Source organism: Streptomyces sp. NPDC002643 (assembly GCF_053592555.1).
Window position 1 is genome coordinate 151,165 of sequence record NZ_JBSFVY010000008.1, and the last position, 21,496, is coordinate 172,660.

At 69.9% G+C, this 21,496-nt stretch carries 21 protein-coding genes; 7 read left to right on the forward strand and 14 right to left on the reverse strand.

Translation table 11 applies throughout. From position 1 onward, the window contains the following. Nucleotides 1-247 precede the first annotated feature (247 nt). The gene (locus ACWD4G_RS14615; protein ID WP_451293108.1) at nucleotides 248-1,003 is read left to right on the forward strand and encodes a metallophosphoesterase; all 756 of its coding nucleotides are present in this window, start codon (nucleotides 248-250) and stop codon (nucleotides 1,001-1,003) included. 54 nt (nucleotides 1,004-1,057) lie between these two features. On the opposite strand, the gene cyc2 is transcribed toward ACWD4G_RS14615, so the two are convergent. The 4 genes from cyc2 to ACWD4G_RS14635 all read right to left on the reverse strand — a co-directional run bounded on the left by cyc2 (nucleotide 1,058) and on the right by ACWD4G_RS14635 (nucleotide 7,208). Continuing rightward, nucleotides 1,058-3,304 carry a germacradienol/geosmin synthase Cyc2 gene (gene cyc2, locus ACWD4G_RS14620; protein ID WP_451293110.1) on the reverse strand — a complete coding sequence of 749 codons (2,247 nt, stop codon included), beginning with the start codon at nucleotides 3,302-3,304 and terminating at the stop codon, nucleotides 1,058-1,060. Nucleotides 3,305-3,411: 107 nt separating this feature from the next. Further along, a complete protein-coding gene (locus tag ACWD4G_RS14625) occupies nucleotides 3,412-4,581 on the reverse strand; it encodes a damage-control phosphatase ARMT1 family protein (protein ID WP_451293112.1) in 1,170 nt (389 codons plus the stop codon). Continuing rightward, complete coding sequence (locus ACWD4G_RS14630) at nucleotides 4,574-5,086, reverse strand: hypothetical protein (protein ID WP_451293114.1); 513 nt, start codon at nucleotides 5,084-5,086, stop codon at nucleotides 4,574-4,576. The genes ACWD4G_RS14625 and ACWD4G_RS14630 overlap by 8 nt, the downstream gene beginning before the upstream one ends. A 304-nt stretch (nucleotides 5,087-5,390) precedes the next feature. After that, nucleotides 5,391-7,208, reverse strand: a complete 1,818-nt coding sequence (locus ACWD4G_RS14635; RefSeq protein ID WP_451293116.1) for a S8 family peptidase — start codon at nucleotides 7,206-7,208, stop codon at nucleotides 5,391-5,393. 380 nt (nucleotides 7,209-7,588) lie between these two features. Between ACWD4G_RS14635 and ACWD4G_RS14640 the strand changes: the two genes are divergently transcribed. Beyond that, a complete protein-coding gene (locus ACWD4G_RS14640) occupies nucleotides 7,589-8,587 on the forward strand; it encodes a lytic polysaccharide monooxygenase auxiliary activity family 9 protein (RefSeq protein ID WP_451293118.1) in 999 nt (332 codons plus the stop codon). A gap of 82 nt (nucleotides 8,588-8,669) precedes the next feature. Here ACWD4G_RS14640 and ACWD4G_RS14645 read toward each other — a convergent pair whose 3' ends face one another. Further along, complete coding sequence (locus tag ACWD4G_RS14645; RefSeq protein ID WP_451293120.1) at nucleotides 8,670-9,323, reverse strand: Tat pathway signal sequence domain protein; 654 nt, start codon at nucleotides 9,321-9,323, stop codon at nucleotides 8,670-8,672. 720 nt (nucleotides 9,324-10,043) lie between these two features. Between ACWD4G_RS14645 and ACWD4G_RS14650 the strand changes: the two genes are divergently transcribed. Beyond that, nucleotides 10,044-10,703 carry a DUF6230 family protein gene (locus tag ACWD4G_RS14650; RefSeq protein WP_451293122.1) on the forward strand — a complete coding sequence of 220 codons (660 nt, stop codon included), beginning with the start codon at nucleotides 10,044-10,046 and terminating at the stop codon, nucleotides 10,701-10,703. Further along, nucleotides 10,700-11,122, forward strand: a complete 423-nt coding sequence (locus tag ACWD4G_RS14655) for a DUF6114 domain-containing protein (RefSeq protein ID WP_451293124.1) — start codon at nucleotides 10,700-10,702, stop codon at nucleotides 11,120-11,122. The genes ACWD4G_RS14650 and ACWD4G_RS14655 overlap by 4 nt, the downstream gene beginning before the upstream one ends. Nucleotides 11,123-11,167: 45 nt before the next feature. Here ACWD4G_RS14655 and ACWD4G_RS14660 read toward each other — a convergent pair whose 3' ends face one another. The 3 genes from ACWD4G_RS14660 to ACWD4G_RS14670 form a co-directional block, all read right to left on the reverse strand. Then, complete coding sequence (locus ACWD4G_RS14660; protein WP_451293126.1) at nucleotides 11,168-11,470, reverse strand: hypothetical protein; 303 nt, start codon at nucleotides 11,468-11,470, stop codon at nucleotides 11,168-11,170. 78 nt (nucleotides 11,471-11,548) lie between these two features. Then, nucleotides 11,549-11,758: a hypothetical protein gene (locus ACWD4G_RS14665; RefSeq protein WP_451293128.1), complete on the reverse strand. Its 210-nt coding sequence runs from the start codon at nucleotides 11,756-11,758 to the stop codon at nucleotides 11,549-11,551. Nucleotides 11,759-11,799: 41 nt separating this feature from the next. Continuing rightward, complete coding sequence (locus tag ACWD4G_RS14670; protein ID WP_451293130.1) at nucleotides 11,800-13,137, reverse strand: UDP-glucose dehydrogenase family protein; 1,338 nt, start codon at nucleotides 13,135-13,137, stop codon at nucleotides 11,800-11,802. 346 nt (nucleotides 13,138-13,483) lie between these two features. Here ACWD4G_RS14670 and ACWD4G_RS14675 point away from each other — a divergent pair, with 346 nt between their 5' ends. Next, nucleotides 13,484-14,047 carry an N-acetyltransferase gene (locus tag ACWD4G_RS14675; RefSeq protein ID WP_451293132.1) on the forward strand — a complete coding sequence of 188 codons (564 nt, stop codon included), beginning with the start codon at nucleotides 13,484-13,486 and terminating at the stop codon, nucleotides 14,045-14,047. A gap of 133 nt (nucleotides 14,048-14,180) precedes the next feature. Here the strand turns inward: ACWD4G_RS14675 and ACWD4G_RS14680 are convergent, their stop codons facing one another. Further along, the gene (locus ACWD4G_RS14680) at nucleotides 14,181-14,570 is read right to left on the reverse strand and encodes a hypothetical protein (protein ID WP_451293134.1); all 390 of its coding nucleotides are present in this window, start codon (nucleotides 14,568-14,570) and stop codon (nucleotides 14,181-14,183) included. Between the two features lie 249 nt (nucleotides 14,571-14,819). Here ACWD4G_RS14680 and ACWD4G_RS14685 point away from each other — a divergent pair, with 249 nt between their 5' ends. Next, nucleotides 14,820-16,067, forward strand: a complete 1,248-nt coding sequence (locus ACWD4G_RS14685; RefSeq protein WP_451293136.1) for a cytochrome P450 family protein — start codon at nucleotides 14,820-14,822, stop codon at nucleotides 16,065-16,067. Nucleotides 16,068-16,076: 9 nt separating this feature from the next. Here the strand turns inward: ACWD4G_RS14685 and ACWD4G_RS14690 are convergent, their stop codons facing one another. From ACWD4G_RS14690 to ACWD4G_RS14710, 5 genes are read right to left on the reverse strand one after another with little or no spacing between them, the layout of a single operon-like run. Next, nucleotides 16,077-17,432 carry a cytochrome P450 gene (locus ACWD4G_RS14690; RefSeq protein WP_451293138.1) on the reverse strand — a complete coding sequence of 452 codons (1,356 nt, stop codon included), beginning with the start codon at nucleotides 17,430-17,432 and terminating at the stop codon, nucleotides 16,077-16,079. Beyond that, nucleotides 17,429-18,034 (reverse strand): GTP-binding protein, encoded by a 606-nt coding sequence (locus tag ACWD4G_RS14695; RefSeq protein ID WP_451293140.1) that lies wholly within the window; start codon nucleotides 18,032-18,034, stop codon nucleotides 17,429-17,431. Before ACWD4G_RS14695 ends, ACWD4G_RS14690 begins: the two co-directional genes overlap by 4 nt. Next, entirely contained in the window at nucleotides 18,012-18,371 is a 360-nt protein-coding gene (locus ACWD4G_RS14700; RefSeq protein ID WP_451293142.1) for a DUF742 domain-containing protein, read from the reverse strand. The genes ACWD4G_RS14695 and ACWD4G_RS14700 overlap by 23 nt, the downstream gene beginning before the upstream one ends. Next, nucleotides 18,368-18,781 (reverse strand): roadblock/LC7 domain-containing protein, encoded by a 414-nt coding sequence (locus ACWD4G_RS14705; protein ID WP_451293144.1) that lies wholly within the window; start codon nucleotides 18,779-18,781, stop codon nucleotides 18,368-18,370. The genes ACWD4G_RS14700 and ACWD4G_RS14705 overlap by 4 nt, the downstream gene beginning before the upstream one ends. Next, a complete protein-coding gene (locus ACWD4G_RS14710) occupies nucleotides 18,778-20,115 on the reverse strand; it encodes an ATP-binding protein (protein WP_451293146.1) in 1,338 nt (445 codons plus the stop codon). The genes ACWD4G_RS14705 and ACWD4G_RS14710 overlap by 4 nt, the downstream gene beginning before the upstream one ends. 366 nt (nucleotides 20,116-20,481) lie before the next feature. On the opposite strand from ACWD4G_RS14710, the gene ACWD4G_RS14715 reads away from it, so the two are divergent. Continuing rightward, entirely contained in the window at nucleotides 20,482-21,438 is a 957-nt protein-coding gene (locus ACWD4G_RS14715) for a helix-turn-helix domain-containing protein (RefSeq protein WP_451293148.1), read from the forward strand. The last annotated feature ends 58 nt before the right edge of the window (nucleotides 21,439-21,496 follow it).

A 21,496-nucleotide genomic window follows, 5' to 3' on the forward strand; every position in this document is an offset into this window, starting at 1 on the left:
CATGCCTCCGCGTGCTCGGAGTTCCCTGGGGCTACGGGGAGCATCCTGCCCCTCCGCCGCAGCCCACGCGACCCGATTGCGCTCCACCGTCAACCGTCGTGGACGCATCCGCTCCCGCGCGCCGCCGCGCCCCACCCTCAGACTAACGGCTGTGGATTGCCCATCCATTAAAGCTAATGCTTAGATACGGTCGTTCCATTAATGACTCAGGCATACCGGCAAGCGGGCCAAGGGGAGGCGTGCGGCGATGCTCGTACTCGCGCACATCAGCGATCTGCATCTGGACGGGACCGAACGGGCGACCCGGCGGGCCGAACGCGTACGGGATCTGCTGTGGGCGCTGCCGGGGCGGGTGGACGCGCTGCTGGTGACCGGGGACATCGCGGACCATGGCGCGGAGGACGAGTACGAGGAGGCCGCGCGCCTCCTCGGTCTGCGTGACGGCGACGCTCCGTTCCCGGTGCTCACCTGTCCCGGCAACCACGACAGCCGGCCGGCCTACCGCAAGGCGCTGCTGGGGGAGCCCGCCTCCGACGCCCCGGTCAACAGCGTGCGGGTCTTCGAGGGCGGGGCGGTGCTGATGTGCGACTCCAGCGTTCCGGGGCGGGACGAGGGCGAGCTGGACGCGCAGACGTACGCCTGGATCGAGGAGACCCTCGACGACCTCGACGGCGACCGGCCCGCGCTGCTCGCCTTCCACCATCCGCCGGTCGCCCTGCACCATCCTCTGCCGGACAAGTACCGGCTGGGCCGGCCGGCCGCGCTGGCCCGGCTGTTGCGGCGGCGGCCGGAGATCGCGGGGCTCGTCACCGGGCACGCGCACACCCCGGCCGCGACCGTCTTCGCCGAGCGGCCGCTCGTCGTGGGGCCGGGGGTGACCTGGACCCTGCGGCTGCCCTGGGAGGGCGAGCAGGTCGCGGACCGTGAGGCACCGCCCGGGCTCGCCTTCCATGTGCTGGACGGTGAGGGCCGGCTGACGAGCCACTTCAGGGTGGCGGCGTAGGCACTTCGGGGCGGCCCGCGCACAACTGGTGTGTGAACCGCCCCGGGCCGCGTGTCAGCCGACGTGAGCCGGTGCGAAGGGAACAGCGGGAGCGCAGGGCGCGGGGGTGAAGCGGAGGGGCAGGGCCGGGGGGCGGTCGGGGAGGAAGCCGTGGGCCCGGCGGGCCAGGAAGTCGGGCTTGTAGCGGTCGACCCGCTGATGCCAGTTGAGGATGCCGGACAGCCAGTTCTCCAGGTCGGTCACATAGCCGGCCATGATGGCGCGGGCCTCGTCCGACAGCTCGAAGTCGTCGTAGACGACGGGCAGTTCATGGGCGACGACATGCTCGAACTGCTTCATGCGCTGGGTCATCAGATCGTGGACGACGCCGAGCGCGGTCGGGTAGTCGCAGCCGAAGAAGTTCTGCACGACGAGGATCGCGTTGTGGACCTCGCCCTCGTACTCGATCTCCTTCTGGTAGGAGAAGACGTCGTTGAGGAGGCAGGCGTAGTCGATCGCCGCGTTCTCCAGGGAGCGGACCGGGCCGGTGCGGTAGACCTCGGGCGGGATCTGCGGGCCGTGGCCCATGCGGCACAGGCTCAGGGTGAGGTCGGAGCCGAAGGTGGAGCGGCGCATCTCCAGATAGTCGATGGGGTCGGGGACGCGGTGGTGGAGCTGGTTCGCCACCTCCCACACCCAGCTCTCGGTCATCGTGTCGACCGATGCCTTGAAGGTGCGCCGCTGGTCGGGGGTCATGGTGGCCGTCGTACGCGCCCATAGGTCGATCAGTCCCCGCTCCATGCCGTTGACCGGGGCGGGGACCTCCTCCCCCTCGATCGGCATGCACGCGGAGAGGCGTGCCGTGGTCAGTCGGGCGGCGGCCACGTCGCGGCGCTGGCCGAAGACGAGGGGGTAGTAGTCGTCGCCGTAGGTGCCCCAGGCCAGCCAGTGGGCGCTGAGGTCGAGGGCCTCGGGGGTGGCGTCGGGGTCGAGACCGGCGGAGCAGAGCGGGAGGTCATAGGCGGCGAGCTTCTCCTCGTCCCAGACGCCTTCGCTCAGCATGCCCATGCGGTGCATCCAGGCGGTGAGGCGGGGGCGGGAGGCGTCCAGGTGCGGGCAGAGCTCCACCTTGAACGGCATGTGGAAGTCGGGCAGCAGGGACGGTCCGACCTTCTGGTACGGCACATGGGTGTGGGCCCGCAGCCGTTCCGCGGCGGCGGAGGCGAGGAGGGCGCCCATGTCGCCGGCGGACGTACCGATGCCGCCCTGGGCGAGGAGCGCCGGGCCGGAGAGGATCGCGCCGCCGAAGTCGAGCGGGCCGCGCGCGCCCGCGGCGCCCTTGTTCATATAGCGGCTCGACCGCATGTGCCACTCATGGCCCCCGGACTGCCAGTCCTGCAGTCCCTTCGTGTACGCCGCGACGGCCGCGATCTCGGCCGGGGTGAGGCCGTTCTCCAGCGCGACCGCCGGGACCTCGGTGAGCGCCGTGTGCTCGAACTGGTGGAGCCGGGAGGTGAGGATGTCGTTGACCGTCTCGGCGGCCTGCTGCGTACCGCAGTCGAAGAACGTCTCCAGCACCAGTACGCCGTTGCTGTTCTCCCCCTCGTCCTCGACCTCCCGCTGGTACGAGAACAGGTCGTTGCGCAGATGGACGGCGTCGGAGAAGGTCTCCATGAGGACGCGCAGCGGGCGGGACTCGGCGACGGAGGCGGGCACCTCGGCCGTCGCGTACTCCACGAGACCGGCCGACCAGGGGGCGCCGCCGACCTTCCTGCGCATCTCGATGTACTCGACCGGGTTGGCGATCCTCCCCTCGTTGATGTTGGACAGCTCCCACATCGACTCGTTCAGCAGATGCTCCGTCGCCACGGAGAAACGGCGGCGCCAGTCCAGCGACATCGACGGCACGGTACGCGCCCAGAGATCGGCGAGGCCCGCCTCCACCGGGTTCCGCGGTTCCGGAACGGGGGTCGACAGGTCGAGAGGCATGAAAAGGGGGAGGCGGTCCAGGTGGGCCTTGCCGCCGGCGCGGTCCTGGGTGCGCTTGAACAGTTCGAGGAAGTGGTCGTCGAAGAAGAAGACCCAGACGTACCAGTCGGTGATCAGGGAGAGCGCCGGGCCGTCGCAGTCGGGGTGGGTGTACGCGCACAGCAGGCCGTAGTCATGTGCCTCCAGGTCCGCCTGGTCCCAGACACCGGAGCCCTCCAACATGCCCATGTCCGAGGCCCATTGGGTGGAGTGGGCCCTGGCCTCTTCCAGATGGGGGTTCAGGCGGGCCGGATACGGCATGTAGAAGTGCGGGAGTTCGAACGGCTGCGTCATGGCCGGGCCCTACCCGGGGCACGCCGTGCGCATCCGAATGGGGGCACATGATCACACCATCGTGTGACGGTGGAGCGTAACCGCGCACACGACGGCTCGGCCCGTCCTCAGACCCTGAGTTGGATCAGGGCACGGGTTCCGCTGGTGCGCCAGCTGTGGCCCTCCGCCTCGTCCAGGGCGGCTTCGGTCTGCGGGGTGAGGCCGGTGACGACGTCCGACTTGAGGGTGCGCAGGGCGGCGACCGGGCCCGGGAAGTACCGCACGGTCGAGGTGAAGGGGGTGGTGGGTGGGTGGAGTCGGTCGCCCACCAGACGGCGGTAGTTGAGGTCGCCCTTCAGCACCGTGAGGTCGGCCCCGGCGAAGTCGGCACGCAGATCGTCCGGCATGTCCGCATACGGCAGCGGGGAGCAGGAGAAGGGGTGGGCGCGGAGCGTCAGCCGGCCTTCGGCGAGGGCCCTGCCGAGGCGGGTGCCAGCTTCGCCCGCTTCCGTCTTCGCCGTCGTCAGGTGGTGTACCGCGTCCAGGGTGTCCGCCGTCGTCGCGTCCGAGACGAAGTACGGGTACGGCTTCAGGTGCAGCAGCGCGCGGTCGAAGTGGCCGTGGGCGAGGAGGTGGTCGATGAGGAGGAGGTCGGGGATCAGTTCGCGGCCCGCGTTGTCGGCGACCAGGCAGAGGACGCCCTTGTCCGCGCGGGAATCGCCCGACAGCAGGGAGAGCAGCGCCTCGCTGTCGTCCGCGACCAGGGGCGAGTCGGCGGCGCCGCTCTCGTCGTCCTTCTGGATGCGGAAGCCGAGGTCGGCCCGGTTGCCCCAGAGGGAGCCGTGGAGGAGGGACCTGAGGCGGTCGGGCGGGGGTTGTTCGGCGAGGGTGTCGAGGGCGGTCAGCTCGGCGGTCGCCTCGGGGGTGTCCAGTTCGGCCAGTTTGAAGGGGCGGAAGGGATCGATGCCCTGCCAGGGGCCGGGGGTGAAGTAGTCGACCGCGTGGAGGAGTTGACGGTAGAAGCAGCTCTCGGCCACGAGGAAGGGGAGGTCGAACCAGGAGCGGCCGGCGTGGCGGCGTACGTTCCAGGTGTCCCACCAGGGATCGTCGGCCGGCGGTCGCAGCACGCCCTCGGTGGCGTTCCTCAGCAACTGGTCCAGGGCACGGCGCTGTTCGGGGCCGTAGGGGGTCGCCTCCTTGACCTTGTGGATCAGGGCGGGGTGGCGTTCGGCGAGGACGCTGTGCGGGAACGAGGCGGGGTCCGAGCCGTCGATCACGGGTGCCGTGGTGTCAGACATGGCCGTGGGTTCCTCCGGGGGCGGTGGGTGCCTGTGGGGGGAGGGCCACGTCCTTGGCCTTCTTGTCGAGTTGATCGCCGTAACCGGCCTCGGTCCAGACGTACTTCTTGAACTGCTCCGGCGTCAGCGGGCCCGGCCAGGGGCTGCCGCCGGGGTAGAAGACCGAGCCGCACGAGGAGCAGTGGTGGGCGGGGCGCCAGAGGCGATCGGCGCGTTCCCGGCCCGCTTTGACCACATCACGTTCACGGCGCTCGCCTCGGATCACCGCGAGCGTCCCGATGAACAGCACCACGGCGAGGAGGGAACCGCCGATCGTGTAGGCCGGTTTGTCGTTCTGGACACCGCTGTACGCGAAATAGACACCGATACCGGTCAGCACCATGCCTTCGAGGAAGTGCGTGACACTGTCCGACGCCGCGTGCGCGCCCGGCGACTTCAGCAACCGGTCGGTGAGCCCGCTCCGCCGGGACTCCGGGTCGGCGCAGGTGTCGGGGACGCTGCGCACGGCCGGGCCCGCCGCGCCGCAGCCGGGGCAGACGGGCGTGTTCGGGGCGGGGGGAGGCGGACCGAAGCCCGCCGCTTGGCCATACCCCTGCCCGTACCCCGCCTGCGGCGCCTGCCCGCTCGGGCCGTACCCGGCCGGCTGTCCATACCCCGCAGGGCCGTATCCCTCTGGGTTCCCCGTGTTCTCCATCGACATACGCATACGCTAACGCCGGCCGGACACACGTGCGCCGGCGGCCGACCGATGCCCGCTCGCATCGATCGGCCGCCGGCAGTGGGGGGTGGCGGTCAGTACGGCCGTCGGCTCAGAAGGTGAGCTTCCAGCTGTTGAGACGGCCGGTGTCGGCGGACGCCACGTCCTGGACGCGCAGCTTCCAGGTGCCGTTGGCGGTCTCGGTGGAGGCGTTCACCGTGTACGTGGTGTTCACGTTGTCGGCGGAGTCCGAGGAGCTGGAGGCCTTCAGACGGTAGGTCGAGCCGTCGGGGGCCACCAGGTCCAGGACCAGGTCACCGCGGTAGGTGTGGGTGATGTCCACGCCGACCTGGAGGGTCGAGGGCGCGTTGCCGGTGCGGCCGGTGACGGAGATCGAGGACTCGATCGCCGAGCCGTTGTCCGGGATGGAGACCGCGGTGGTGTTGGTGAAGGTGGTGCCCCCCGTGGAGCCCCCGTCGGAGCCCCCGGTCACCGCCTGCACCGTCTTGGCCGCGTCGGCGAGGCCCGCGCCGCAGCCACCGGAGCAAGTGCCGGGCAGAGTACGCGAGTTGGCCTTGATCGCGGACTCGATCTGGGCCGGGGTCAGCGAGGAGTCCGCCGACTCCAGCAGCGCGGCGAGGCCCGCGATGTGCGGGGCGGCCATGCTGGTGCCCTGGTAGTAGCTGTACGTCTCGCTGCCCGGGCCGGCGGTGCCGGTGTTCAGCGTGGACAGGATGCCGTTGGCGGTGGTGGTCCGGGTCTCGCCGCCGGGTGCGGCGATGTCGACGACCGAGCCGTAGTTGGAGTAGTAGGTCCGGGAGCCGGCGCGGTTGGTCGCCGCCACCGAGATCACGTTGTTGCAGCTGGCCGGCGAGTAATCGGCCGCGTTGGCGTTGCTGTTGCCCGCCGCGACGACGACCGTGGTGCCGCGGTTGACGGCCGCGTTGATCGCGCTCTGGGTCGCGGAGGTGCAGGCGCCGCCGCCACCGAGGCTCATGTTGATGACCTTGGCGACATTGGTGTTGGCGGGCACACCGGAGACGGTGCCGCCGGACGCCCAGGTGATCGCGTCGATGATGTCGGAGTCGTAGCCGCCGCACTTGCCGAGCACGCGCACCGGGGAGATCTTGGCGCCGTAGGCGATACCGGCGACGCCCTTGCTGTTGTTGGTGGCGGCGGCGATGGTGCCGGCGACGTGGGTGCCGTGCCAGGAGGAGGTGGTGGCCGTCCAGCCGTCACCGCACTCGTCGTCCGCGGTCCAGTCGCCGGGGTCGGCCGGGTTGCTGTCGCGGCCGTTGCCGTCGTTGGAGACGGCGGTGTCGACGATGAAGTCGTAGCCGCCGACGATGTTCGCGGCGAGGTCCGAGTGGGAGACGTAACCGGTGTCGATGACGGCGACCGTCACCCCGGTGCCGGTCACCTTGTCCCAGGCGCCCGGCACGTTCATGCCGGCCGTGGACTCGAAGAGGTCCCACTGCTTGGAGTACTCGGTGTCGTTCGGCGTGGCCAGCGGCTTGTTCAGGCGGTCCGGTACGACATAGGCGACCTGCGGGTCGGCCTGGTACTCGGCGATGACATCGGCGACGTCCGTCTTGGTCAGGTCCTCGCCCAGGTCGACCAGGGCGGCACCGCTGCCGAGGCGGCGCTCGAAGTCCAGGGTCTCCCCGGCCTCCTTGCCCTTGGCGGCGGCGTCGGCGTCGGCGGCCGAGTTCGACTTGGCCTCGGCGGCACCGGACTTGTAGCCGACGATCAGCCGCTCGGCGACGGTGCCGGGGGCGGCCTCGGTGGCGCCCGCCACGGCGGTGTCGGTCTTGGCGGCGGGGGTCTGGGCGACGGCGACCGAGGAGGTCATGCCCGCCACCAGGGCGACGGAGACCGCGGCGACGGATATGAGCTTCCGTCCGGCGGAACGGGATATGGAGGTACGCAAGGGCTTCGCCTTTCGTGGCCTGCTCATGTCAGGGGAGGAGCGGGCGATGAATCGCTTCTTCGGATTCGCTTGTTCGAATCGCTTCTTCGTCGAAGCGGCGGGGGGTCCAGAAAGGGTGTGACGCGAAGGGCCGGCCGAGCGCGAGCTGTCGATCAGGGGTTACCTGTGGTTCAGCTGTGCGAGCACACTAGGCAAAGCGCAGGTCATGGGGATACGGGGAAAACCCTTGACCCCCTGGGGAACTCCCCTATCCCGCCCGGGAGTCGGGCCGGATGTAACGCTTCGCCGGGTTTGCCGAAGCGTTGAACACCGCGCCGCCGCGTCCCGTACGACACCGGTGACCCCACACCCCGCACCCCGATGGATCGGACGTACCGGATATGCACCGGACACACCGCCTGTCCGCCCAGCACGTCGCGATGGCCGCCGCGGTCGCCGCCCTCGCGCCTCCGCTGCTCGCCGCCCCGGCCCTGGCGCACGGCGCACCCACCGATCCGGTGAGCCGGGTCTCGGCGTGCTCGCCCGAGGGCGGCGACCGGGCCGGGTCGGCGGCGTGCCGGGCGGCGACCGCGGCGAACGGCGCGCCCTTCACCGCGTGGGACAACCTGCGCGTCGCGGGGGTGAACGGGCGGGACCGACAGGTCGTACCGGACGGGCAGTTGTGCAGCGGAGGACTCGCGCCCTACAAGGGGCTGGACCTGGCCCGCACCGACTGGCCCTCGACCGATCTCTCCCCCGGCGCCACGCTGAAGCTGACGTACCGGTCGACGATCCCGCACACCGGGACCTTCAAGCTGTTCCTCACCAAGCCGGGATACGACCCCACGAAGCCGCTGAAGTGGTCCGATCTGCCCGAGAAGCCGTTCGCCTCGGTCACCGACCCACCGCTGCGGAACGGGTCGTACACGTTTTCGGCGAAGCTGCCCGCCGATCGGTCCGGGCGCCATGTGCTGTACACGATCTGGCAGAACACGAGCACCGTCGATACGTACTACTCGTGCTCGGACGTGGTGTTCCCGACCGGGGAGTCGGGCAACTCCGGTGCCGGTGAGGGAAGTTCGCTGGAGGGCCGCCAGGAGGACGAGAAGGACGAGGGGACCGGGGGCGCCGAGGAGACCGGGCAGCCGGAGGGGGCGGGCAAGTCCCGGGAGGCCGGGGAGGCGGGCGCGGACACGGACGCTTCGCCGACCCCGTCGGAGTCCACCGGCGTACGCGACGAGTCGGGGGCGGAGATCGACGGGGACCCGGTGGCGTCCTCCGGCGACGACGACGGCGCCTCCGTACCGCTGGTCGCGGGCGGTGCCACGGCGTTGGTGCTCGCCGCGGTCACCGCCCTCTCCCTGCGGGTCCGCAGGCGCCGCCCCCGTATCGGTGACTGACCGGGGCGGGCCGATCGGCCGCCGCCGATCGCCCCGCCCCGCCCAACTCATCTGTGATTGCTCAACTCACCTGTGGTTCAGGTCAGTTGACGTAGACCGCAGCCCCGCCCTGGTTGGCGTCCGTCACGGGCGCGTACTTGGCCGTGAAGTAGCCGGTGCTGAAGCACAGGGACGAGCCGGAGGTCCGGGTGAAGGGCTGCGCGGCGAAGGAGATGCTGTTGTCCGTGTCGCTGGCCGTGCCGGTGATGCTGGCCGCCTGGTAGACGCAGTTGATGCTGCCCAGCAGGGTGCTCAGCACGACGGTGGTCTGCAGGACCGAGCCCTCCGCGGGCAGGACCGTGACGACGTCGTCGGAGGTCACGGTCGTGGTGTAGGGCAGGTTGTTGACGGTGATGCTGGTGACGCCGGTGACACCGAGGACATTGCTGGTGCAACTACCAAAGGTGTGGGCCGTGACCGACTCGGTGGCCGTACCGGGCGCGGTCGGGTTGTCGGTCACCGTGGCGCTGAAGGTCGACTGGGCGCAGGAGATGCCGCTCGTGCCGGTGGCGCTGGAGTAGAAGGTGCCGGCCGTACCCGAGGCGAGCGAGGCGTTGAGGACGTCGCCGACCGCGACCGCGTCACCGGCCGGGCCGCCGGTGGTGAGCACGGTGTCGGCGGCGGAGGCGGGGCTGACGGCCGCCACCATGAAGGCGGCGGTGGTCGCGGCGAGGGCAATCAGGGAACGCGTACGCATGGGGGTGCCTCTTCTCAGGAAGTGAGGGCGGTGAGTGACAGCCCTCGGCTGGTGCGGGCTGTGATGAATGCGCGAAGGGACATCGTTCGCGCGGGGGAACGCGGTCGATGTCGAACGCGCGGAACAGCCGCTGTCGATCCGTGACACGCCTTCTCCGTACGTGACGGATCGACAGCGACGACGACCGGGGTGCGGGCACGGCCCAGTGGAGGGGAAGGCGGCCGTGCCCGTACCGCGGCGAGGGGTGGTGCTGCGTTGGGCCGCGCGGCGCGTTCAGGTGTGTCACCCGCTCATGTCGACGGACACGAGCTCGGGACGGTGACAAGCGCCGCGCGTCGGATTCGGCGCCACGAATCCGTTGGGGGAAACCCGGGAGAGTTGTAGACCTGCCAAAGAGCCAACGTCAAGGCGTTGTAAGGAAGTTGAGCGATCACGGCGGGGTTGTGGGCATCAAAACCAAAGGTGAGCAACGTTCAACTTCCTGGAAGGTTTCACAGGTGCGGCACAATCAACATCCTTTTGCCACAAGCGCCTTGACCCTCGAATGTAACCACGGGTAACTTCCGGCATGGCTACTGCGACGTAGCGCTAGCAAGCCGGTCGCACCACGGGAGGTGCGCCCCCGCGTCCACGTCGCGAACCGCTGTCCGCGCCAGGACAACGTGCCGTTGAAGCCCCATCTGCGATATCTGCAATGACTTGGAAGTCCAGGGAGCACACATGGCCTCGTCCTCGGACGCCACGGCGTCCACCAATGAAAGACCCGAGGGTTCCGCGCCGGGGAGACGCGGACGGGTCCGCCTGAAGCGGGCCGCCGTGATGGCGGTGCCGGCCACGGCGGTCGCCGCGGGTCTGATGATCCTCACCGCGCAGGGCGCCCTCGGCGTCCAGTTCGCCATCTCCGGTATGCCGTTCGTGATCACCGCGGACAAGCTGGAGGGTCAGGGCTTCGCCCAGTTCGGCGCCCTCGACCACATGATCGAGAACAGCCCCAACGAGGGCGACACCGGCGGCCAGGTCCTGGTCGTCACCTCGGTGGTCAAGAGCGGCAAGCTCACCTCGCTGTGCCAGAGCGTCGACCTCGGCGGCATCAAGCTGGTCCTCACCGCCGGCGGTGACGGCACCCCGGTGACCGTCAAGGACCTGACAATCGACTCCGACGACATCAAGGGCGACGCGGCCTTCAACAACATCGAGATCGGCCGTGACTCCAGCACCTTCGACAAGGTCAACGAGCGTGGGGCGCCGGGTGTCTACGGCCAGCAGGCGGACACGGTCACCATCACCGACCTCTACCAGCGCAACTACGCCTCCACCGCCGCCGTCTTCAAGCTCCCCGACCTGCACATGAGGTTCCAGAGCGAGGGCTGCGACGAATGAACCGCTTCCGGGACTGGAGAGGACAACGACCCTTCGTGGGTGGGCTGCTGCTGTTCCTCGGCGGCGGCGAGATCCTGTTGACGATGAAGGCGCCGCTGCCGGTCATGCTGCACATCGGCATGCAGGGCGTGGCGGGGTATCTGCTGCCGTCCCTGATGATGGTGTGCGGCCTGCTGATCCTCTTCAGCCCCGGACAGCGCCTGTTCTACTCCATCCTCGGCATCCTGCTCTCCCTGGGCACATGGCTGACCTCCAACATGGGGGGTTTCGTCGTGGGCCTGCTGCTGGGAGCGGTGGGCAGCACGCTGACGTTCGGGTGGCTGCCGGATCAGGAGCCTAGGGTGAGCCGGCGGGAACGGAAGAAGGCTGCGGCTGGCGCCGGCTCTGCCGCCGTTGCGTCTGAGGGTGCGGGGGGTTGAGGTCGGCCACAAGGGGGGTTGCGAGAGGGTGACCGCGTCTTCACATCAGTGGTCAGACCCTGAGAGCCGCAGGATGTAGTGCCGAATGTGCGGTGGCATCTTTTCAGGCAGCTGCCCCCCGGCAGTGAGGCGCAGTTCCTGGCCTTCACCGACGACGAGTTCGCTCTCCTCACCGTCCCAGGAGCCGAGGAACACATGGGGTGGGGCCTTGCCGGGCTCGTATGCGGCGACCGTGACCTCTTCGATCGGGTCCGGGGTGATACCTCCCGAAGCTGGAGCAGCACGTCGCGACGGCTGTTCATGATCACCGCAACGCATCCGGGTGTCTTCTTCGGGGGCATCAGCCACAGCGGTGGTTCCTCCGCAGAGACACAACGACGGCGCCCCCACCGCAGCCGCAGCGGTGGGGGCGCCGTCGTTGCCGCCCTACGAGTCCGCAGCGGTGTCGGCGTTCTCGCGTGCCGCGCGCTCGTACCCGTATGCCAGGTGACGCTGCCATTGAGCGGGCGTGTCGGGGCAGATGCGGTCCAGGGCGACGAAGCGGGCCACGATCGTGGCGCACACCTCGTTGTGCACGTCGGTAGCAACGGCGTTGGTGACGCCGTTCGTGCCCCAGCCGCGAGAGCGCCGGCGCATGTGGTTCTCCCGTCGTGTCGCTGACGGCCCGCCCGGCTGGGTCAGGCCGTGGGGTGTTGTACGGGGCGGCCGAGTTGGTGCACGGTCCAGCCGGAGGCGGTCCATACGGCTGTGTCGACGGCCGTGCGTACGTCGACCAGGACTTGGCGGCGTACCGCTCGGGCCGCGGTCGCGGGAAGGGCGGTGTCCTTGGTGAACTCGGGCCATTCGGTGGCCAGGACGACGATGTCGGCGCCGTCGAGCGCGGTGTGGATGTCCTCGGCGTAGGTGTACTCGGGATGCATGTGCCGTGCGGCGGTGACCGACTCGGGGTCGTAAATGACGGTGCGGGCGGCCGAGGAGTGCAGGAGACCGGCCAGGCGCAGGGCGGGGCTGTTGCGTACATCGCTGGTGCCCGCCTTGAAGGAGGCGCCGAGGACGGCGATCGTCGCGGTGTCGAGCGGCCCGCCGTGGGCTTTCTCGACCAGGTCGCGGGCGGCGTCCATCCGGGCGTGGTTGACGTTCTCCACCGCGTTCAGCAGGTCTGCGGCGCCGGTGGCTCCGATCTCCCCGACGCGGTGGGTGAAGGCGGCGACATCCTTGGGCAGACAGCCGCCGCCGTAGCCGATGCCCGGCCGCATGCCGCCGTGGCCGATGCGGGGGTCGATGCCGATGCCGTACGCCACGGTGGCGACGTCGGCGCCGGTGATCTCGCAGACCTCCGCCATCGCGTTGATGTAACTGATCTTGGTGGACAGGAACGCGTTCGCCGCGCTCTTGAGGACTTCGGCCGTGGCCGGATCGGTGACGATCAACTCGGCGTCGCCACGGGCCAGGATCGGTGCGTACACCTCGCGTACGGCCTTCTCCGCCGCCGGGGAGGTCAGGCCCGCGACGATGCGGTCGGGGTACAGGGAGTCCTCGACGGCATGGCCCTCGCGCAGGAACTCGGGGTTCCAGACGAGGTCGACTCCGGCAGATCCGGCGTGCTCGGTGATGATCTCCTGGAGACGGGCGACGGTGCCGACAGTCACCGTGCTCTTGCCGACGATGGTGGCCGGGCGTCGCAGCAGTGGCGCCAGGGCGCGTACGGCTCCGACGACCTGGCCGACGTCGTATCCCCGGCCGTCGGCCCGCAGCGGGGTTCCGACCGCGATGAAGTGGAGGTCGGCGAACTCGGCGGCCTCGTTCAGGCTGGTGGTGAACCGCAGGCGCCCTGTGGGGACATGCCGCTCAAGCAGTTCGTCGAGGCCCTTCTCGTAGAAGTGGCCCCGGCCGCTCTGGAGCTTCTTGACGGTCTCAGGGTTGAGTTCGACGCCGATGACGTCGTGGCCGAGCTCGGCCATCGCGGCGGCGTGCGGGGCACCGAGGTGCCCGCATCCGATCACCGAAACGCGCATTGCTGTCCCTTGGTGTGGGTGGTTGCCGTGGGGCGCACAGGGAGTGCGCCCCACGACGCTATCGCCCCTGGATCAGGGGGAGTTGAGCTTTGGCCACGGCCGGTCAGAGGGTGAGGTCGAGGAGGCCGCACAGCGCCGTCAGGGCGGGAATGGCCTCCGACCGGACGACAACGAGCAGGGCCAAGTGGGCGGCCATCGCCGGCCTACGACCCGACCTCGAACGCAACCGCGCACTGACCTACATGAGGGTGCACATGCTTCTGAACGACTTCACCACCCGACTCACCACCGTAGCGCCACGCAACTCCGAGACCACCGCATGGCTTGAGCACCGGAGGGCAACCGCATGAGCGGCACGATCACCTACCGCAGGACGAGCGACGTAGCCGAGGTGCGGCAGCTCATCCTCGACATCCACGTGGAGGTGCGCGGTGAATTCGGGCTGATGGACCGGCCGTTCTACCACCGCGAGCGGTTCGACGAGCGGCTGACGGTGTACTCCTGCCGCCCTGGCTGGGAAGCCGTCGTCGGATACCACGGCGACGAACCGATCGGGTACGTCTTCGCCGTGCCGCTCGGCGAGAACACCGCCTGGTGGTCGGCGGAGCAGGAACCGCTCCCCGACGAGTACGTGCGGGAAGACGGCAGGCGAACCCTCGCACTCAACGAGATCCTCGTCCGCCGGCCATGGCGCGGCGCCCACGGCCAGGGCGCCGCACGGGCCCTGCACGAGGAACTGCTGGCGCGGCGCCAGGAGCAGCGGGTCACCCTGCTGGTCAACCCCGCTCTCTCCGACGGACGCCTCAAAGCCGTCTACGAGTCCTGGGGATACAGGCAGGTCGGCCGTCAGCAACCCTTCGACGACTCGCCGGTCTTCGCCTCGATGATGCGGGCCCCGCTTCACCAGTAGCGGGAGCTACGCTCCAGGGCCGCGTCTACCCGGGCCTCGCTCCCGGAGGCGGCGTCGGCAGGTCATTCCCGAATCGCCCTGCGGCGTTTGACCCCGAGCCAAAGGCCCACTCCCATAGGCGCCGCCGGGCAACTCACAACCCTGCGGTCACAGCCGCCGCGGTCAAGGCCGAGCGCAGTGTGTCGGTGTCCGTCCAGTAGCGGTCGTGGGAGAGCGGGACGCGCCAGTAGAGGCCGGGGCCGGCGGTGCGGCGCAGGGGTGGGACCGCCACGTGGGAGCCCGCGCCGAGGATCTGGACCTCGGGCAGTTGCCAGTTCATGGCGTCGCCGGGTGGGACCAGCCAGTACATGATTCCGCCGAAGCCGTCCTTGATGACGGCGCCGGACGCGTCTCCCAGCGACTTCAGGGTGGGCGTTCCAAGGGCTATCGGTACACGGACGGCGTTCCACCAGCGTCCGGCCGGCACGGTGCGTACTTCGGGGCTGTACGAACACATCCAGCGCGGGGCCCTGCTGACAGTCATGGCACTCACCGGCTCTTCATGGGGGGGGTGGGGCCGATCCTAGGAGCCGGTTCAGGACTCAACTTTCGAGTACGCGCAGGGAAGTTGTTCCCGTACGCAATGCGCGTCCCGTGATCTCGCCCGTGGACGCTACCGGGGCGTAGCGTGACCGGGCTTCTACGTAGTGCTGTTGGACTTACTCATTTCGATCGCACCTTTCGATCGCACTCGATTCGATCGCATTCGAACTCGTTCTACCAGGAGTGACTGATGGTCAACCCCAGCCCCATAGTGATCGACGCGTCCGGGCGTGACATCCACGGGGAGGCCGCCCGAATCCGCGAGGTGGGGCCCGCGACCCGGGTGCTGCTGCCGGGGCCGCACAACGTCGAGGCCTGGGCGGTGAGCAGTACGGATCTGCTCAAGCGGCTGCTGACCGACCCCCGGGTGTCGAAGGACCCGCGGCAGCACTGGCCTCGGTTCGTGGCCGGTGAGATCACCCCGGAATGGCCGCTGTTCACCTGGGTCGCCGTGCAGAACATGTTCACCGCGTACGGCGGCGACCACAAACGGCTGCGGACCCTGGTCGCCAAGGCGTTCACGGCACGTCGTACCAACGCGCTCAGGCCGCGTATCGAGGAGATCACCAAGGGGCTGCTCGACCGGATCGAGGAGCGCTTCGAGCGGGGTGAGACGGTCGATCTGCGGGAGGAGCTGTGCTACCCGCTGCCGATCCAGGTGATCAGCGAGCTGTTCGGGCTGCCCGAGGAACGCGGCGCCCTGCTGCGGGAGTTGGTCGACCGGATCTTCGACACCTCCGCCGACCCGGGTGAGATGAACGCGGCCTACGAGCGGCTGTACGGGGTGCTGACCGAACTCGTCGCCGCCAAGCGGGAGACGCCCGGCGACGACCTCACCACCGGGCTGATCTCCTCCCGCGACGAGGACGACACCCGGCTCAGCGAGCAGGAGCTGCTGGACACCCTGGTGCTGATGATCAGCGCCGGGCACGAGACCACGGTCAACCTCCTCGACCAGGCCGTCCACGCCCTGCTGACCAACCCCGACCAGCTCGCCCATGTCCGTGAGGGCCGGGCGGGCTGGGACGACGTCATCGAGGAGACGCTGCGCGTCGAGGCGCCGGTGGCGAGTCTGCCGCTGCGGTACGCGGTGGAGGACCTGGACCTCGCCGAGTTCGGCGGGCCGGAGGGCGTGGTCATCGCCAAGGGCGAGGCGATCCTCGCCGCGTACGCCGCCGCCGGGCGCGACCCCGAGCGGCACGGGAAGGACGCCGATGTCTTCGACGTCACCCGTGCCGACAAGGAGCATCTGGCCTTCGGCCACGGGGCACACCTGTGCCTGGGGGCACCGCTGGGCCGGATGGAGGCCCGGGTGGCGCTGCCCGCGCTCTTCGAGCGGTTCCCGTCGCTGCGACTGGCCTCGACGGGCGAGGAGTTGGGCTACGTGGAGTCGTTCATCTCCAACGGCCACCACCGCCTGCCCGTCCAGCGAGGCTGACCTCCTCCGCTACACGCCGCCGCGCCACCAGGACAGCAGCCGGGCCCAGCCGCTCCTTCGGCGGGTGGGCTCCGGCGCGGGCCTCGGGGCCGGAGCCGGGCGGCCGTACGGCCCCGCCGCAGCCGCCCTGTCCTCGGTGGCGCCGACCACGGGGGCCGGTGGGAAGGTCACCGGCAGGGCGGCGAGCGCCCGGTGGAACGGGCCGGGGCGCCACAGCAACTCCTCGGCCGGTACGGCGAGTTCGACGTCCGGCAGCCGGTCGAGGAGTTTCTCCACGGCGACCGTGGCGATCAGCCGGGCCTCGCTCTGCACGGGGCAGGTGTGCGGGCCCGCGCTCCACGCCAGATGCGCGCGGTTGCCGGCCCGCCGGTCGGCCTCCAGGGTGGGGTCGGTGTTGGCGGCGGCCATGGACACCACCACCGGGCAGCCCTCCTTGAGCAGGGCGCCCTCGTACATCACGTCCCGTTTGGGGTAGTGCACGGCGTAGTTGGCGAGCGGTGGGTCGTTCCACAGGACCTCGTCGAGGGCGTCCTCGACGGGGAGGCTGCCGCCGGAGAGGTCGCCGGCGAAGCGGTCGTCGGAGAGCAGCAGCCGGAGCGCGTTGGCGATCAGGTTCTGCTGGGGTTCGGTGCCGCCGCCCATCAGTACGACGAGGGTGTGGATCATCTCCTCGTCGGAGAGCTTCGCCGGGTGCTGGGTGAGCCAGGAGGTGACGTCCGGGCCGGGCTCGCGTCGCTTCAGTCCGACCAGGTCGACGAGTGTGCTGGTGAGGAGTTCGTCGGCCTTCTTGGCCTCGACGCCGTCGAAGATCCCGGACATGCCCTCGACCAGCTTCACCCCGTAGTCGGGCGGGCAGCCGAAGAGGTGGTTGAACACCAGCAGCGGGATGACCTGGGCGTACTCACCGAGCAGATCGGCCTTGCCGGTGGGGGCGAAGCGGTCGATGAGGGTGTCGGCGCTGCGTTCGACGTAGTCGCGCAGGGTGCCCGGCTCGACGCGGGCCATGCTGTCGTCGATGGCGCCGCGCAGCCGCCGGTGCTCCTCGCCGTCGGTGAACAGCGCGTTGGGCCGGAAGTACATCATCGGCGCCACCGGGCTGTCGGCGGGCACGGTGCCGTCCGCGAGGTCCTTCCAGCGCCGGGAGTCCTTGGAGAAGACCTCGGTGCTGCGCAGGACGTGCAGGGCGGCCTCGTACGAGGTGACGAGGGTGGCCCGGACGCCGGGGTACAGCTCGACGGGTGCGGTGGGCCCCAGCTCGCGCAGCCGGTCGTAGACGGCGCCGGGGTCGGCGGCGTACTCGGGGCCGTACAGGGGTTCGTGGGCCGGGCAGCCCGGGGGCGGGCCGGACGGCGTTTCGGTGCTCACGCGTGCTCCAGTTGGGCTTTGCGGCTCAGCAGATACTCGACGAGGGAGATCAGGGCCCGGGTGGAGGAGGCCTTGTCGCGGGCGTCGCAGCGTACGAGGGGGGTCTCGGGCAGCAGGTCGAGGGCTTCGCGGACCTCGTCCAGCTCGTACACGGGGGCGCCGTCGAAGTCGTTGACGGCGACGGCGTACGGCAGGTCCAGCTCCTCCAGGACGCCCATGACGTCGAAGGAGTGGCTCAGGCGCCGGGTGTCGGCGAGGACCAGCGCGCCGAGGGCGCCGCGGGTCATGTCCTGCCAGAGCTTGGTGAAGCGCTGCTGTCCGGGGGTGCCGAACAGGTACAGCACCAGGGAGTCGTTGAGGGTGAGCCGGCCGAAGTCGAGGGCGACCGTGGTGGTGGTCTTGTCGCGGGTGTGGGCGAGGTCGTCGACGAGGGCGCCGGCCTGGGTCATGACCTCCTCGGTGCGCAGCGGGCGGATCTCGGAGAGCGTGCCGACGAACGTGGTCTTGCCGACGGCGAAGTGGCCGACGACGAGCAGCTTGGCCGCCGTCCTGACCGTCGACCGCAGATAGACGTCGCCGTCAGAGGAGGGCGCGGAGCCCATCGAGGACCTCCTGGAGGATTCGGGCGTCGGACGGCCGGGCGGCCGGGATCGGGGCGCGGGTGACGATGTGGCCGCTGTCCATGAGGTCGGCGATCAGCACCTTGGTGACGCTGACCGGCAGTTCCAGATGGCCCGCCACCTCGGCCAGGGACAGGGCGCCGCCCCGGCACAGCTCCATGACCCGGCGTTTTTCCGGGTTGAGTCCGGTCAGCGGCAGATCGGTGGTGGCGATCAGCAGGGTGACCAGGTCCAGGGTGTTGCGGGTCGGGTGGGAGCGGCCGTCGGTGACGACGTACGACCGCACCAGGCGTCCCTCGGGCCGGCGCCGGGGTGTCATGCGCGGCTGCCGGTGTCCTGGCGGGCCGGGCTGGTCAACTCCTTGCCGAGCCGGTCGACCAGCTTGTGCATGCGGTACGTCACCGCCTCCATGTCGACCTCTTCGCCGGTGGAGACCGCGAGGTAGGCGCCCTCGCCGGCGGCGACCAGGAAGACATAGCCGTGGCCGAACTCGATGAGGGTCTGCCGCCAGGGGCTCTCGGCGGGGCCGCAGAACTCGGCGGTGCTGCGGCTGATGGACTGGAGGCCTGACAGGCCCGCGGCGAGGCGTTCGGCGTCGTCGCGGTCGATGTCGGCGGAGTGGGCGCGGAGCATGCCGTCGGCGGAGAGCAGGATCGCGTGCCGCGCCTCGGGGACCTTCAGCACGTCGTCGAGCATCCAGCCCAGCTCGTTGGTCATGGGCTCGATCATGCGTGGGGGGTCCCTTCGTCTTCGGGGTCGGTGGTCTCGGGGGACGCTGTGATGTCGAGCGGTTCGTCGTCGAGGATGCGTCCGGCGGCCCGGCCGAAGCGGGTGCCCCGGGCGAAGGCGCCCATGATGCGGGCGTTCTCCTCGGGTGTGCGGCCGGAGGGTTCGGCGGTGGGTTCCGGCTCGGGGGCGATGGTCCGGGTAACGGTGCGACGGCGGCGTTTGGGCAGCCCGCCCTCGGTGGTGGCCCCGGTGGTGTGGTCGGCGTCGGCCGGGACACGGGCGGGCGGGATGACGCTCAGGGGTGTGGATTCGACGGGTGCCTCCGGGCGTGCGGGCTCCAGTTGGGTGAGGAGCGCGGCCGGCAGGAACGCCACGGCGCGGACACCGCCGTAGGGCGAGCGGGTGTCGATGGAGACGTTGAACCCGTAGCGCTTGGCGAGCACTCCGATGACGGCGAAGCCGAACTGGGGCGGGTCGTCGAGGCGGGTGACGTCCACCGCGGCGCGTCCGCTGAGGAGCCCGGCGGCGCGTTCGACGGCCTTGCCCTCCATGCCGACGCCGGCGTCGTCGACGATGACGCAGGCTCCGTTGTGCACGGCCTGGACGGTGACCTCGACGTTGGTGCCCGGCTGGGAGTGGCGGGCCGCGTTGTCGAGGAGTTCGGCGATCGCGAGGACGACCGGTTCGACGGCGCGGCTCTCGACGGCGAGTTCGACCTGTCCGTTGACGCGGATGCGGCGGTAGTCGCGGATACGGGAGGTGGCGCCGCGCACGACCTCGACGAGGGGTGAGGTGGAGCGCTGGCGGCCGGGCCAGGAGCCGCAGAGTACGGCGATGGCCTGGGCGCGGCGGCCGAACTGGGCGTTGGTGTGGTCGACTTCGAGGAGGTCGCGCAGCACGTCGGGGTCGTCGTGCCGGTCCTGCATCTCGGAGATGGAGACCTGCTGTTCGTTGGCGAGGGCCTGGATGGAGCGCATGGACGCCTTGAGGGCGGCCTTGGCGGAGTGGTCGGCGCGGGCCTGGGCGTGTTCGACGGCGCCGGAGAAGCGGGTCAGTACCTCGTCGAGGTTCTTGCCGAACTCCGTTCCGACGAGCCGGGTGTCGAGCGGGCCGACGCCGGGAAGGCTGCGCCCGGGGTGGTCGGCGAGGGCCGGCAGCCGGACCGCGACCAGATGCCTCAGCTCCTCCTCACGGGCCCGCACCCCGTCGGCCAGTTCACCGCTGCGTCGGCGCTGCCGCCGGGTGATCCCGTGCTGGCGCACCAGGAGTACGGCGGTGACGAGCAGGGCCACGGCCAGGGTCCAGGTCACCGGCGGCGGTATCTGATCGGTCATGAAAGTCCACGAGTCCTTACGTCCTCAAGTCCCGGAACGTCCTCAAGTCCCGAAGCTCTGGGCGTGAGTTGACGGAGCGCCCGACAATAGCGGCGCGACCGGGTGGGCACTTTCCGTGACGCGAACGGAAGTTGTCACAGGACGCATGAGTGACGCAAGAGAAGGATGCGAAACAGGACTCTCCCCCTGGCATATTCGGCCACATCCGACCACCCGGCATGGCAACCGCTTGCCACGCTAGGGTGCTCCCCATCGGCAAACCGAACAGTAACTGGCTTCGATCAAGCAGACGTTGAAGCTTTGAGCGGCAGACACCGTAAGAGGTCACAAGCAAGCAGTCGGAATCCGACCTGGGGAGGAAAGGCGTTGCCCGCGGGAAGTTACATCGTTGAGGCGCTGGACACGGAGGACGTGGAGCAGCGCGAACGAGCCGACTTCTGGACCGAGAACATCGGCTCGTACCAGGCCCGGATGGGGTTCCGCTACGCCCACCAGGAGAACTTCCTCGGCGAGACCGTCCGTCAGCGCAGTGACCACTACCAGTTGGTCAAGTACCGCTCGGACGCCATCGAGTACACCCGCACCCTGCGCCAGGTCCGCCAGGACCCCGACGAGGACTACCGCCTCCTCTTACCCGTCGGCGGGAACATCGTGCTGCGCCAGGAGGGCGAGGAGGCGAGGCTGACCCGTGGCAGCGGTGCGCTGGTCACGTTCGCGGCGCCCTTCCAGTGTCTGCAGAGCGACGACATCGACGCGTTCATCTTCACCATCCCGGCCCGCGAGGTCGACGGCCGGCTGGGCGCGAAGTCCCCCGTCGCCGCCGGGCTGGATCTGACCCGGGGTCTCGGCCGGATCGTCGGTTCGATGCTGACGAGCCTGCACGAGGAGCGCGACCACCTCAGCGAGCCCGAGTTCAACGCCGTCTCCGACCGCGTGGTGGAACTGATCTGCATGCTCGCCGTCGGCGACGACCGCCCGGACGTCCCCGGCCAGCTGGGCGAGGTCGAGGCGATGGTCCGCCGCTATGTGCGCGAGCACGTGGCCGACCCCCATCTCACGGGGACGACGGTCGCCCGCGCCCTCGGCTGGTCGCTGCGCCAGATACAACTGGCCCTGCAGCACGCCGGGACGACCCCGCGCGAGCTGATCCGCGAGGAGCGGCTGCGGCTGGTCCGCGACCGGCTGCTGTGCGGGGAGTGCGAGCACATGACGATCACCGACCTGGCGTACGCCTCCGGGTTCTCCTCGGCGAGCGCCCTCAGCACGGCCTTTCGACGACGCTACGGAGTGAGCCCGAGGGAGCTGCGGCAGAGCGTGCGCTGAACTCGGCCACCGCTTCACGGAAAATCGGGCTCGACGGAACGCCGTTGAGCACCCTCTC

What these genes read in the sequence shown, in the direction of transcription:
- ACWD4G_RS14680 (WP_451293134.1), bottom strand. Translation starts at nt 14,570, where the DNA reads ATGACTGTCAGCAGGGCCCCGCGCTGGATGTGTTCGTACAGCCCCGAA.
- ACWD4G_RS14710 (WP_451293146.1), bottom strand. Translation starts at nt 20,115, where the DNA reads ATGACCGATCAGATACCGCCGCCGGTGACCTGGACCCTGGCCGTGGCC.
- ACWD4G_RS14615 (WP_451293108.1), top strand. Translation starts at nt 248, where the DNA reads ATGCTCGTACTCGCGCACATCAGCGATCTGCATCTGGACGGGACCGAA.
- ACWD4G_RS14640 (WP_451293118.1), top strand. Translation starts at nt 7,589, where the DNA reads ATGCACCGGACACACCGCCTGTCCGCCCAGCACGTCGCGATGGCCGCC.
- ACWD4G_RS14655 (WP_451293124.1), top strand. Translation starts at nt 10,700, where the DNA reads ATGAACCGCTTCCGGGACTGGAGAGGACAACGACCCTTCGTGGGTGGG.
- ACWD4G_RS14625 (WP_451293112.1), bottom strand. Translation starts at nt 4,581, where the DNA reads ATGTCTGACACCACGGCACCCGTGATCGACGGCTCGGACCCCGCCTCG.
- ACWD4G_RS14665 (WP_451293128.1), bottom strand. Translation starts at nt 11,758, where the DNA reads ATGCGCCGGCGCTCTCGCGGCTGGGGCACGAACGGCGTCACCAACGCC.
- ACWD4G_RS14695 (WP_451293140.1), bottom strand. Translation starts at nt 18,034, where the DNA reads ATGGGCTCCGCGCCCTCCTCTGACGGCGACGTCTATCTGCGGTCGACG.
- ACWD4G_RS14675 (WP_451293132.1), top strand. Translation starts at nt 13,484, where the DNA reads ATGAGCGGCACGATCACCTACCGCAGGACGAGCGACGTAGCCGAGGTG.
- ACWD4G_RS14650 (WP_451293122.1), top strand. Translation starts at nt 10,044, where the DNA reads ATGGCCTCGTCCTCGGACGCCACGGCGTCCACCAATGAAAGACCCGAG.
- ACWD4G_RS14685 (WP_451293136.1), top strand. Translation starts at nt 14,820, where the DNA reads ATGGTCAACCCCAGCCCCATAGTGATCGACGCGTCCGGGCGTGACATC.
- cyc2 (WP_451293110.1), bottom strand. Translation starts at nt 3,304, where the DNA reads ATGACGCAGCCGTTCGAACTCCCGCACTTCTACATGCCGTATCCGGCC.
- ACWD4G_RS14670 (WP_451293130.1), bottom strand. Translation starts at nt 13,137, where the DNA reads ATGCGCGTTTCGGTGATCGGATGCGGGCACCTCGGTGCCCCGCACGCC.
- ACWD4G_RS14705 (WP_451293144.1), bottom strand. Translation starts at nt 18,781, where the DNA reads ATGATCGAGCCCATGACCAACGAGCTGGGCTGGATGCTCGACGACGTG.
- ACWD4G_RS14700 (WP_451293142.1), bottom strand. Translation starts at nt 18,371, where the DNA reads ATGACACCCCGGCGCCGGCCCGAGGGACGCCTGGTGCGGTCGTACGTC.
- ACWD4G_RS14645 (WP_451293120.1), bottom strand. Translation starts at nt 9,323, where the DNA reads ATGCGTACGCGTTCCCTGATTGCCCTCGCCGCGACCACCGCCGCCTTC.